The 11,653-nt window shown below is 69.6% G+C and carries 11 protein-coding genes; 7 read left to right on the top strand and 4 right to left on the bottom strand.

Going from position 1 to position 11,653, the window contains the following annotated elements; translation table 11 throughout:
* Positions 1 to 246 precede the first annotated feature (246 nt).
* From CFP71_RS41290 to map, 3 genes are read left to right on the top strand one after another with little or no spacing between them, the layout of a single operon-like run.
* Entirely contained in the window at positions 247 to 1,101 is an 855-nt protein-coding gene (locus tag CFP71_RS41290; protein ID WP_093939315.1) for a GNAT family N-acetyltransferase, read from the top strand.
* Positions 1,102 to 1,151: 50 nt separating this feature from the next.
* Positions 1,152 to 2,957: a penicillin-binding transpeptidase domain-containing protein gene (locus tag CFP71_RS41285; protein ID WP_093939314.1), complete on the top strand. Its 1,806-nt coding sequence runs from the start codon at positions 1,152 to 1,154 to the stop codon at positions 2,955 to 2,957.
* A gap of 23 nt (positions 2,958 to 2,980) precedes the next feature.
* Positions 2,981 to 3,838, top strand: a complete 858-nt coding sequence (gene map / locus CFP71_RS41280) for a type I methionyl aminopeptidase (RefSeq protein WP_093939313.1) — start codon at positions 2,981 to 2,983, stop codon at positions 3,836 to 3,838.
* A gap of 67 nt (positions 3,839 to 3,905) precedes the next feature.
* Here map and CFP71_RS41275 read toward each other — a convergent pair whose 3' ends face one another.
* The gene (locus CFP71_RS41275; protein ID WP_093939312.1) at positions 3,906 to 4,595 is read right to left on the bottom strand and encodes a FadR/GntR family transcriptional regulator; all 690 of its coding nucleotides are present in this window, start codon (positions 4,593 to 4,595) and stop codon (positions 3,906 to 3,908) included.
* A 48-nt stretch (positions 4,596 to 4,643) separates the two neighbouring features.
* Here CFP71_RS41275 and CFP71_RS41270 point away from each other — a divergent pair, with 48 nt between their 5' ends.
* On the top strand, positions 4,644 to 5,891 hold the full coding sequence (locus CFP71_RS41270; protein WP_093939311.1) for a CynX/NimT family MFS transporter: 1,248 nt from the start codon (positions 4,644 to 4,646) through the stop codon (positions 5,889 to 5,891).
* A gap of 55 nt (positions 5,892 to 5,946) precedes the next feature.
* Positions 5,947 to 6,459, top strand: coding sequence for a hypothetical protein (locus CFP71_RS41265; RefSeq protein ID WP_244200027.1), 513 nt, complete (start codon positions 5,947 to 5,949; stop codon positions 6,457 to 6,459).
* A gap of 69 nt (positions 6,460 to 6,528) precedes the next feature.
* On the opposite strand, the gene CFP71_RS41260 is transcribed toward CFP71_RS41265, so the two are convergent.
* Both CFP71_RS41260 and CFP71_RS41255 read right to left on the bottom strand, forming a co-directional pair.
* On the bottom strand, positions 6,529 to 7,923 hold the full coding sequence (locus CFP71_RS41260) for a mycothione reductase (protein ID WP_093939310.1): 1,395 nt from the start codon (positions 7,921 to 7,923) through the stop codon (positions 6,529 to 6,531).
* Between the two features lie 76 nt (positions 7,924 to 7,999).
* On the bottom strand, positions 8,000 to 8,764 hold the full coding sequence (locus CFP71_RS41255) for a M15 family metallopeptidase (protein WP_244200026.1): 765 nt from the start codon (positions 8,762 to 8,764) through the stop codon (positions 8,000 to 8,002).
* A gap of 277 nt (positions 8,765 to 9,041) precedes the next feature.
* On the opposite strand from CFP71_RS41255, the gene CFP71_RS41250 reads away from it, so the two are divergent.
* Together CFP71_RS41250 and CFP71_RS41245 are read left to right on the top strand one after the other, a co-directional pair.
* Positions 9,042 to 9,875, top strand: coding sequence for a S1 family peptidase (locus tag CFP71_RS41250; protein ID WP_093939316.1), 834 nt, complete (start codon positions 9,042 to 9,044; stop codon positions 9,873 to 9,875).
* A gap of 33 nt (positions 9,876 to 9,908) precedes the next feature.
* Positions 9,909 to 10,391: a GNAT family N-acetyltransferase gene (locus CFP71_RS41245; protein ID WP_093939309.1), complete on the top strand. Its 483-nt coding sequence runs from the start codon at positions 9,909 to 9,911 to the stop codon at positions 10,389 to 10,391.
* Here the strand turns inward: CFP71_RS41245 and CFP71_RS41240 are convergent.
* Positions 10,357 to 11,544, bottom strand: coding sequence for an 8-amino-7-oxononanoate synthase (locus tag CFP71_RS41240; RefSeq protein ID WP_093939308.1), 1,188 nt, complete (start codon positions 11,542 to 11,544; stop codon positions 10,357 to 10,359). The genes CFP71_RS41245 and CFP71_RS41240 overlap by 35 nt on opposite strands.
* Between the last annotated feature and the right edge of the window lie 109 nt (positions 11,545 to 11,653).

Below are 11,653 nucleotides of genomic sequence, written 5' to 3'. Positions count from 1 at the left end.
GCTGATCGAAGAGGCCATGCGGATCGCCGAAGAATCCGGCCAGACCATCGGCGAGGGAGAACCCACCGTCACCGTCGGCTGAATCCGGCCGAGTGGTCGAGACCACGCCATGAAAGGTCCTTTCCTCGCAAAATTTGCGAGGAAAGGACCTTTCATGGCGCTTGTGGGGCCCGACCTGCTGAGGTTCTCTCAGCGTGTCGTAAAGCTTGCGTTCCGTTTACGCCGCTCATCTGGCACCCTGGAGTGGTGTTGCGGCTTGCAGGTGCACGGCTGCTCGATGATCGGGACTATCCGGCGGTCCGTGCCGCGCTCGCCACAGACCCGGTCGGCAGCTGCATGGTCAGTGCCAGGGTGGAGACCGCGGGTCTCGACCCCTGGCGGCTCGGTGGTGAGCTCTGGGCCGCCGATTCCCGCCCGGTGCGCGCGGGCAGGCTCCAGGGGCTGTGCTTCTCCGGGCCGAATCTGATCCCTTTGCGCGGCAACGCCTCCGCTCTGCGTTCCTTCGCCGATCGTGCCCTGCGCCGCCAGCGGAGCTGTTCGTCGCTCGTCGGCCCGGCCGAACAGGTGCTGGGGCTGTGGGACGAACTCGAGTCGGAATGGGGCCCCGCCCGCGAAGTCCGGCACGACCAGCCGCTGCTGGCGCTCGACGGGATCCCGTCCGTCGCCGCCGATCCGGCGGTCCGCGCCGTACGCCCGGAGGAACTCGACAGGTACCTCCCGGCCGCGATAGCCATGTTCATCGAAGAGGTCGGCGTCGATCCCCGCAACGGCGACGGCGGCGCCGGTTACCGCGCCCGGGTCGCGGAGCTCATCGCCGGCGGCAGGGCGTTCGCGCGGTTCGAGGACGGCGAGGTCGTCTTCAAGGCCGAGATCGGCGCGATGTCCTCCACGGTCGGCCAGATCCAGGGCGTCTGGGTGCATCCGGAACGCCGCGGCGGCGGCCTCGGCACCGCCGGGACGGCGTCCGTGGTGACCAGGCTCGTCCGCGGGATGGGCCGCACCGCGAGCCTGTACGTCAACGCCTACAACAGCCCGGCGCTCGCGGCCTATCGCAAGATCGGCTTCCAGCAGGTCGGACAGTACGCGACTGTTCTTTTCTAGAACGGCGTTGCATCCGGTCGGAAACCGCCGGGAATGGCAGGATCCGGGGCATGCCAGCAGGTCGTCGTTTCGCCGTCGTCGTGCTCGCGGGGGTGGTGGGCCTTTCGGCCGCCGGGTGCGGCCTCTTCGCCGATTCGGGCCCTGAAGACGCGATCACGGGTTTCCTCGACGGACTCTCTTCCGGAGACGCCGCCGCGGCGGCGTTCTTCACCGATTCGCCGGACGCCGCGCGGGCGGCACTGGAGATGGCGCGGAAAGCGCTTTCCCCCGAGTCGGTCAAGGTCGCGGCGGACGAGGTCAAGCACGCGTCCGGGGCGGACAACGGGACGGCGACCTATCAGCTCACGTGGAATCTCCCGCGCGGCCGGGTGTGGACGTACAAGGCCGACGCGCAGGTCTATTCCACCCAGGGCGGCTGGAAGGTGCGCTGGCTGCCCACCGTGCTCCATCCGCAGCTGGCCGCGCAGCAGACCGTCGCGCTGAAGTCCGAGCCGCCGGACCTCGCGCCGGTGCTGGACCGCGACGGGATGCCGTTGCTGCGCCCGCAGAACGTCGTCAGCGTGGTGCTCGACCCGGCCAAGGCGGGCGATCTGGTGGCGGTCTCCGACAAACTCGGCGCGGCGCTCAACCGGTTCGAAGCCACGGTGACCGGGCAGTCGATCCGCGACGGCGTGAAGGCGCTCAAACCGGGAGCCGGCTATCCGGTGGTGAGCCTGCGGGCGAGCAGCTACCAAGAGGTGAAACCCGAGATCTACGACCTGCCCGGCGTCCGGTTCAGCCAGCAGGACAGGCTGCTTCCCGACGACAAGAACTTCGGCAAGCAGGTGCTGCCGTCCGTCCGCACGCTCGTCGAGGACCAGGTCGAGGGTTCGGCGGGCTGGCGCGTCGTCACGCTCGACACGGCAGGCGGCGAGATCGTCGACCTGCACGACGAACACCCCAAACCGGCCCCCGCGGTCGTCAGCACACTCAGTGTGAAGGCGCAGGGTTCGGCGGAGCGGGCGCTCGCTCCGGTCCCGACGGCCGCCGCGCTGGTCGCGATCCAGCCGTCGACGGGCGAAATCCTGGCCGTGGCACAGAACACCCCGGCCGACGCCCAGGGCGCGATCGCGCTCACCGGCCGGTTCCCGCCGGGCTCCACGATGAAGATCGCCACCGCCGTCGCCGCGCTGTCCGCTGGCTCGGTGCGGGCGGACAGCCCCGTCGACTGCCCCGGCACGGCCACCTTCGAAAACCGGACGGTGCCGAACGAGGGCAAGTTCGCCCTCGGCGTCGTCCCGTTGTCGACGGCGTTCGCCAAGTCCTGCAACACGACCTTCGCGAAGCTCGCGACCGACCTGCCGCCCGCCGCGCTGACCGATGCCGCGCGCGACCTCGGCGTCGGCGCCGACTTCGTGATCCCCGGCCTGACCACGATCACCGGCTCGGTGCCGCCGGCGAACACCGTCGCGCAGCGGGCGGAGAACGGCTTCGGCCAGGGGACCGTGGTGACGAGCCCGTTCGGCCTCGCGGTCGCCACCGCCACGGTCCAGTCGGGGAAGATCCCGGTGCCGACACTGGTCCGCGGGATGGCCGCGACGTCGTCCGGGCTCGGGAAACCGATCCGGCCGGAGGTGCTCGACGCGCTGCGCGGGATGATGCGCGAGGTCGTCACCGACGGCACGGCGACGCTGCTCAAGCCGCTGCCCGACGTCCGGGGCAAGACCGGGACGGCCCAGTTCGGCGACGGCACGCATTCGCACGGCTGGTTCGCCGGTTACACCGGAGACCTCGCCTTCGCGGTGCTGACGACCGACGCGGGGACGTCCAGACCGGCGGTCGAGGCGGCCCAGCGCTTCCTGGCGGGGCTCGGCTAGCCGTCAGGTCGTAGGCTGGACTCATGTCCGTTCGTTCCCCCTTGAAGCCCGGCGTCCAGACGCCCAGGCGAGTCGTCCCCGCCAGCATCGCCCGCCCCGAGTACGTCGACCGGCCGGCGCCGAAACGCGACACGGGCAACGGGGTCCGCACGCCCGAGGTGATCGAGGCGATGCGCGTCGCGAGCCGGATCGCGGCACAGGCGCTCGAGGAGGGCGGCAAGGCCGTCAAACCCGGCGCGACCACCGACGACATCGACAAGGTGATCCACGAGTTCCTGCTGGACAACCACGCGTACCCGTCCACCCTCGGCTACCGCGCGTTCCCGAAGTCGTGCTGCACCTCGCTCAACGAGGTGATCTGCCACGGCATCCCGGACTCGACGGTGATCGAGGACGGCGACATCTGCAACATCGACGTCACCGCGTTCATCGGCGGCGTCCACGGCGACACCAACGCGACGTTCCTGGCGGGTGACGTCTCCGAGGAGGCACGGCTGCTGGTCGAGCGCACCCGCGAGGCGACCATGCGCGCGATCAAGGCCGTCCGCCCCGGCAGGCAGCTCAACGTGATCGGCCGCGTCATCGAGGCGTACGCGAAGCGGTTCGACTACGGCGTCGTGCGGGACTTCACCGGCCACGGCGTCGGCCCGGCGTTCCACACCGCGCCGACCGTCCTGCACTACGAGGAGCCGTCGGTCGAGACGGTCATCGAGCAGGGCATGACCTTCACGATCGAGCCGATGATCACCCTCGGCACCATCGACTACGACATCTGGGCCGACGACTGGACGGTCACCACCAAGGACAAGAAGTGGACCGCCCAGTTCGAGCACACCCTCGTGGTGACCGAGGACGGCGCCGAGATCTTGACCCTGCCATAGGGCAAGTACATGAAGGCCCCCTTCCTTGCGTCTAGCGCAAGGAAGGGGGCCTTCATGTACTCGAGGGTCAGGCGTCCTCGTGGTCCACGCGGGCCAGGAGTTCGTCCAGGAAACCGCACGCCTCGCTGGCCGCCCGGTCGGCGTCGCCGTCGGCGATGGCCTCGGCGAGCCCTTCGTGCCCTATCTCCGGCAGGTACTCGCGCCCCGGCGTCACGTTCGACGTCGCGGCCACGCTGGCCGTGATCACCTCGGTGAGCCCGCGGTACATCTCGGTCAGCAGGGTGTTATGTCCACTTTGGACGACGGCGAAATGGAATTCCGCGTCGAGCCGGGCGAAATCCTCCCAATGGCCCTCGCGCAGTTCGGCGTTGCGGCGTTCGAGCAGCGAGCGCAGCTCGGCCACTTCCTCCTCGGTCCGCGACGCGGCCGCTAGCCGGGCGCCTTCGACCTCGAGGATGCGCCGCACCTGCAGCACCTCACGCAGCTCCGAACCGCACAACCGCCGGATGGCGCCCGAGACCTCGCTCGTCGCCCTCACGTAGGTTCCGTCGCCCTGCCGGACCTCGAGCAGCCCCGTGTGCGCGAGAGCGCGAACAGCCTCGCGGACGGTGTTACGGCCGACGCCGAGCTGCCCTGCCAGCTCGGGCTCGGTCGGAATCCGCTGCCCGATGGGCCATTCTCCCTGCGTGACGGCGTCACGCAGCTGCTCGATGACCTGATCGACCAGGCCGGCACGGCGCGTGGTGGCCAATGGCACAGCGTTGTCCCTTCATCCAATCATCCTATGTATGTGATACTAGCCGACGTGCGTGTCGACTCCCGAGAACCCGTTTCCCCGTTCGATGACAGTCTCGAACTCGAAGGCTCGATCGAAACGGAGTGGCGGCCGGGGGTGATCACCGGCGGCGTCCTGCTCGGTGTCGCGGTGATCCTGGTGGCCCTCAATCTGCGCCCGGCGATCACCAGCGTCGGCCCGATCCTCGGCGAGATGCGCGACGACCTCGGCGCCACCGCGACCTGGGCTGGCGTGCTCACCACGCTCCCGGGGCTCTGTTTCGCCGCCGCCGGACTCGCCGCGCCCCTGCTGGCCCGCCGGTTCGGCATCGGCGCGGCGATCGCGTCCGCGCTGTCGGTGCTGGCCGTCGGCCTGGTGCTGCGGGTGATCGACGGACCGTACGTCGTGCTCGGGGGAACCCTGGTGGCCACGGCGGGAATCGCCTTGGCGAACGTACTGATCCCAGTCGTCATCAAGGACTCCTTCCCGGCGCGTGTCGGCATGATGACCGGTGTGTACACCGCCGCCTTGCAGGGCGGAGGCGCCCTGGGGTCCGCGCTCACCCCTCCCTTGGAGAACGCGTTCGGCGGCTGGCGCCAAGGTCTCGGCGCCTGGTCGGTGCTGGCGGTGCTCGCACTCCTCGTCTGGATTCTCGCAGCCCGCGGTGCGGGACGTGCGCCCGTCGCCGAGGCAGGCAAGCAGGGTAGCGGGCGATCGCTCCTGCGGAGCCCCCTTGCGTGGATGGTCACGCTTTTCTTCGGCACTCAGGCCTTTTTGGCCTACGTCGTGATGGGCTGGCTGCCGGAAGTGATGATCGACGCGGGGGTGAGCAAGGGCGACTCCGGGCTGCTCCTCGGGCTGATGTCGCTCATCGCCGTCCCGATCAGCCTCGTGGTGGCCCCGATGGCCGCGCGGGCGAACAGCCAGAGCCCGTGGATCGTCGGGCTGGGTGTCTTCGGCTTCGTCGGCATGGTCGGCATGATGGTCGCCCCAGAGGCTTCGCCGCTGCTCTGGTGCGTCCTGATCGGGCTCGGGATGAGCGTCTTCTCGCTCGCGCTGACCGTGATCGCGCTGCGGGCCCGCAGCGGTGAGGACACCGCGCGGCTTTCGGGGATGGCGCAGGGCATCGGCTACCTGATGGCGGCCGTCGGGCCGTTCCTCTTCGGACTGCTTCACGACCTCACCCACGGCTGGACCGTCCCCTGGATCATGATGCTCGTGGTCTTCGTCGCGCAGATGACCTTCGGCGCCTTGGCCGGTCGCCGCCGCTTCGTCTGAACGCGTTCAAAAAACTCCTTGACCCCGCACCGGGCGGAGCCTTAGCCTGATCGAGTTGAACCTGTTCAAAAACTCGGTTCTGGGGGTCGGCGTGGTGGAGGGACTGGCGTACGGGACGGCGTTGGCGTGTTTCGCCGCGGTGTGTATCGCCGTCGCGTCTGAGCGGCCCGCGGCGGCGATCTCGCCGCACGAGTTCTACCGCGCCGTCGACCGGGTGTGCGTACAGGTGTGGAAGGACAGCGGCGCGGAGATCCGACGCTACTGGCCGGACGCGAAGGGGGACGCCGCGACCGAGCTGCGCAAGTCGCAGCACTACGTCGCGGTGAAGGCGGACGGCGCCAAGGACGTCCTCAAGGGGGCGACGGGGGTCCGCACGGTGCCGGGAGAGGCGGCATCGGCGCGGGAGGAGTTCTTGGCGGCGGTCCGCCGGTACGCCGAGGCGGGCGAGCGGTTCTCGGAGGACGGGGCCCGCTCGCCCGCCTTGATGATCGTCTTGGCCGACACAAGGGACGCGGTGCGCGACCTCGCGGCGCGAAACGAGTCCCACGCCTGCACTCTCATCGTCTGAAGTGTCATGAGGGGTCCCCATCGGACAGATTTCGTCCCATGGGGACCCCTCATGACACACGCGCGAGGGTCAGTCCAGCGGAAGGTTCAGCAGCGCGTTCTCGACCAGTTCCGGCATCGCCGGGTGGATCCAGTACTGCCCGCGCGCCATGCTCTTCGCGTCGAGACCGAAGCTCATCGCCTGGATCAGCGGCTGGATCACCGACGACGCCTGCGGGCCGATGATGTGCGCGCCGAGCAGCTGCCCGGTGGCCGGGTCGGCGAGCAGCTTCGCGAAACCGGTGGTGTCCTCCATCGCCCAGCCGTAGGCGATGCCGGCGTAGTCCTGGTGCGACGTCACGTACGAAACGCCGCGCTCACGGGCCTCGCGTTCGGTCAGCCCGACCGAAGCGACCTGCGGCGAGGTGAACACCGCGTGCGGGACGAACCGGTGATCGGCCTCGATCCGCTCCTCCGGGTGCAGCAGGTTGTGCTGCACGACGCGCTGTTCGTGGTTCGCGACGTGCTTCAGCTCGAAGACCGACGAGATGTCGCCGAGCGCGTAGATCCCATCGACCACGGTCTGCTGGTACTCGTCGACCACGACATGCCCGCGTTCGCCCGTGGTCACGCCGGTGGCGGCGACGTCGAGGATGTCGGAGTTCGGCGTGCGGCCGGTGGCGACCAGCAGCACCTCGGCCTCGACGGTCTCGGCGCCCTGCGGGCCTTCGAGGTCCAGCGCGACACCCGACTCGGTCTTGCGCGCGCGGACGGTCTTCCGATCGAGCCGGACGTCGAACCGCTGCGCCGCCAGTTCCGTGAACCGGGCGCTGACGTCGTCGTCCTCGGAACGCAGCAGCGCGCCGGACCGGTTGACCACGGTCACGTCCACCCCGAACGAGGCGAAGACGTGCGCGAACTCGGCCGCGATGTACCCGCCGCCGAGGATGACGATGCTGGCGGGCAGCTCGTCGAGCCGCATCACCGTGTCGGAGGTGTGGTAGCCGGTTTCGGCGAGGCCGGGGACGTCCGGGATCACCGGGCGCCCGCCGGCGGCGAGCACGAACCTGTCGGCGGTGATCGTCTCGGCGGGGCGGCCGTCGGGGTAGCTGACCAGCAGCTCCTTGTGCCCGGTGAAGCGCCCTTCGCCCTCGTAGACGGTGACGTTCTTGTTGTCCTCGTGCTGGACGCGGTACTCGCGGCCGCCCGCGGCGATCGGGTCGATCCGCCCGAAGACCCTGTCGCGCACGTCGCGCCAGCGGACTCCGGTCAGCTCCTCGTCCACGCCGAACTTCGACGACGAAGCGGGCGTGGCCGCGACGTTGGCGGCGTGCACGAACATCTTCGTCGGGATGCAGCCCACGTTCAGGCAGGTACCGCCGAACGTGCCCTTCTCCACGATCGCCGTGTTCCAGTCCGCGAAACGCGGGTCGAGGATCGAGTTGCCCGATCCGGTACCGACGATCACCAGGTCGTAGTGGGGCACGCTGTCTTCCTTTGCGGCGGGGGAGCGGGGTGGTTCCGACTCTAGCCAACTTCTCACGGCGGCCGGTTGTTCCCGGTCAGCGCCCGGTGGAGCTGAAGTGCATCCGGTCCTTCGGCGTCGTCCAGGTGCCGCCCCAGGTCCAGCCGATCGCGGAGAAGGCGGCCACGGTCGGATCCCCGGAAGTGATCATCCCCGGCCGCCGGTTTCCCCGATCGAGGTACGCCGACGCCAGTTCGGGCAGGACGAGGTCACCCTTGGTGTACGGGTTGCAGAACGGGTTGACGTCGATCGCGAGCCCGTAGGCGTGCGCGGACCAGTTCGTCTGGCCGCGGGCCGGACGGCAGACGAAGGCGTTGGTGTTGTTCCCGTCGCCGGTCGGGGCGGCGGTGAGTTCGGCGGGAGCGGTCACGCGCATTTCCTCGATGGGGAACTTCGCGGAGAACAACCGGCCGAATACGGTCACCACGGGATTGGCCACGGAAGCGTTCACGAGCATTTCCCCGGTGTGCGCGCGGCCGTCGAATCCCCAGAAAGACAACGTGAGATAGCGCAGTTCGGCGGCTTTGACCGGGCACCCCGCCTGCCAGGTGCTGCGCGCGAGCACGTCCGCCGGGACCGGGTTCACCGTGCCCGCGAACCGGTTCCCGGCGGGCGGGGGAAGCGGATCGGCGGTCGGCAGGGAACGATTTGCCAGGACGGGAGGAGTCGGGAGGATCTGCCCGAAACCGTCAGCGCGCAAGGGAAGCGGCTTCGCGCCGACCTGCCAGGCCGGTGCGGGCGGCGGGGCCGACGAGCTCGGAACCGGTGCCGCGGAAGAGGTTTCCTCGGGAGCGCTGGTCACGGCAGGGGTGGTCGAGGTGGCCGGTGCGGGTGCCGGGCCGGGCGGCGCCGGGCTGGCACACGAAAAGAGGAGAAAAGCCGTACCCGCCAGAATCGTCGCCGTCGCCCGCACGAGCTCCAGCCTGACAGATGCGTTGGGTGAGCACAGGTCCACCCGTTTCAGTGACACCACATCGGGCTTTCGCCGATTAGGGTATTCGCGATCGCTTGTGTACGCGCTGGAGTCGAAGGACTTCCCAGGGCTTGACCATTCGTACGCCCCGGTGAAGGGAAAGAACATGCCCAAGAAGTCACGTCGCACCCTGCTGCTCGCGGCCGGAGCGGTACTGGCGACGGCCGTGATGGTGCCGATCGTGGTCACCAGCGCGTCGGCGGACGACAGCGCGACGAGCGGCCCGGAGAAGGCGGCCGAACCGAGGATCGTGGGCGGTGGCAAGGCTTCGGTCTCGCAGTACCCCTACGCGGTCTTCCTGGCCGATCGCAGCGGGAACCAGTACTGCGGAGCGGTGATCGTCAGCTCCACGACGGTCGCGACGGCGGCGCACTGCGCGGTCGCGGTCAAGAAGAACGACGTCCGCGTGGTCGCGGGACGCGAGGACAAGCGTTCGCGAGACGGCGTCGAGCTGCGCGTTTCGAAGATCTGGGTCAGCCCCGACTACAGCGGCGACCCCGGCAAGGGTGACGACATCGCGGTGATGACGGTCAGCGGGCAGCTGCCGTACCGGCCCGCGAGGGTCGCGGACAACGGCAACGCGGACCTCTACGAAGAAGGCACGAAGGCCACGGTCCTCGGCTGGGGCCGGGTCGCCGACGGCGGCGCGCGGTCGGACTACCTGCGCAGCGCGGTCGTCCCGGTGGTCAGCGACAAGACCTGCCGCACCGCGTACTCCGGCTACGACCCGAGCGACATGGTGTGCGCCGGGTACCCCGAAGGCGGGGTCGACGCCTGCCAGGGTGATTCGGGCGGCCCGCTGATGGTGGGCGACACCCTGATCGGGATCGTGTCGTTCGGCGAAGGCTGCGCGAAGGCGGGCAAGCCGGGTGTGTACACGCGCGTCTCCCACTTCGCGAACGAGATCTCGCAGCAAAACGGACGCCGGCTGATCGGCTGATCGATGCCTTCTTCACGTCCGATGTGCTAACAAGTGGGCGTGAGCACCGACACCCCGATCACCGAGACCTCGTCGTTCCCGCTGTCCGTCGCCGGTGACGAGATCACCGCCGCACAGCTGCACGGCATCCTCCGCCTGCGCGTCGACGTGTTCGTCGTCGAGCAGAACGTCGCCTATCACGAGATCGACGGGCGCGACCTCCTGCCTGGCACCCGGCATCTCTGGGTCGGTGGCTCGGTCGCCGTCGACTCGTATCTGCGGGTCCTGCAGGACGCCGGCGGAACCTTCCGGATCGGCAGGGTGTGCACGGCCGTCCGCTCACGCGGCAAGGGACTGGCGGGACGGCTGATGGAGACGGCGCTCGCGGGGATCGGTGACGCGCCGTGCGTACTCGACGCGCAGACCTACGCGAAGGACTTCTACGGCAAGTACGGCTTCGTGGCCGAGGGCGACGAGTTCATGGAAGACGGGATCCCGCACCTCACGATGTGGCGCCGGGAGGCGCCGCTGCCGTGATCACGGCGACCGCGCGGTCCACATCGGCTTCGGTGAGGTCGGCCCGCGCGGTCAGGCGCAGGCGGGAGATGCCGTCGGGCACGGACGGCGGCCGGAAGCAGCCGACCCGCACACCCTGATCCGCGCAGGAGGACGCCCACGCGACGGCCGCGTCGGGCGAGGGCGCCTGGATCGAGATCACCGCGGCGTCCGGGAGACCGACCCGGAACCCTGCCGCTTTCAGTTGCATCGCAAGGTTTCCGGCGGCTTCGGTCACCTTGGTCGCGAGCTCCGGCTCGGCCTTCAGCGCGCTGAGAGCGGCCAGCGCGGCGGCGGCGCTGGCGGGCGCGAGCGCGGTATCGAAGATGAAGCTGCGCGCGGTGTCCACGAGATGCTTGATCACGCGACGCGGTCCGAGCACCGCTCCGCCTTGCGCCCCAAGGGATTTCGACAGCGTGATCGTGGTGACGACGTCCGGCGCGCCGGAGAGACCCGCCGCGTGGACGGCACCGCGGCCACCCTCGCCGAGGACGCCGAAGCCGTGGGCGTCGTCGACGAGCAGGGACGCGCCGTGCTCCCGGCAGACCCCGGCGAGTTCCTCCAGCGGGGCGATGTCGCCGTCCACGGAGAACACGGAATCGGTGACGACGAGCGCGCGAGGCTTGCGGCGGGTCGCCAGCGCGTGCTTGATGGCGCTCGGCTCGCTGTGCGCGACGGCGGCGATGTCCGAACGGGACAGCCGGCAGCCCTCGATCAGCGACGCGTGGATGTACTTGTCCGTGACGATCGCGGAATCCGCGCCGGACAGGGCCGTGACGGCGCCGAGGTTCGCGGTGAACCCGGACGAGAAGACCAGTGCCGCCTGCGCGCCGCAGAAGCGGGCGAGTTCGTGCTCGAGTTCGGCGTGGACCTCGGTGGTGCCGGTGACGAGCCGGGAGCCCGTCGACCCGGCGCCCCAGCGCAGCGCGGCCGCCGCGGCCGCGCCGGCGACGCGCTTGTCCCTGGCGAGCCCGAGGTAGTCGTTGCCCGCGAGGTCCAGCTCGGGTTCCTGCGCCTGCCGGATGCGCAGCTTGCGCACCAGCCCGGCCTCGGCCCGCTTCTCCGCCTCCACGTCGAGCCAGTCGAAGACCTGGTCGGGCGGGAGGTTCTGGGAAACGGGGCCGGGAGAAGTCACGTCCCGCAGTCTCCCATCCGTGTTGTGCCGGCTTGTGCGGTGGTCCTGGTGCGAACGCAATGAAGGGGCCTTTCATCGCAAATTTTGCGATGAAAGGCCCCTTCATTGC

The organism is Amycolatopsis thailandensis (genome assembly GCF_002234405.1).
GTDB lineage: Bacteria > Actinomycetota > Actinomycetes > Mycobacteriales > Pseudonocardiaceae > Amycolatopsis > Amycolatopsis thailandensis.
This window is presented reverse-complemented; position numbering and strand designations above follow the sequence as displayed.

Excerpts from the sequence above, each read along its gene's own strand:
- CFP71_RS41285 (WP_093939314.1), top strand. The coding sequence starts at position 1,152 with ATGCCAGCAGGTCGTCGTTTCGCCGTCGTCGTGCTCGCGGGGGTGGTG.
- map (WP_093939313.1), top strand. The coding sequence starts at position 2,981 with ATGTCCGTTCGTTCCCCCTTGAAGCCCGGCGTCCAGACGCCCAGGCGA.
- CFP71_RS41250 (WP_093939316.1), top strand. The coding sequence starts at position 9,042 with ATGCCCAAGAAGTCACGTCGCACCCTGCTGCTCGCGGCCGGAGCGGTA.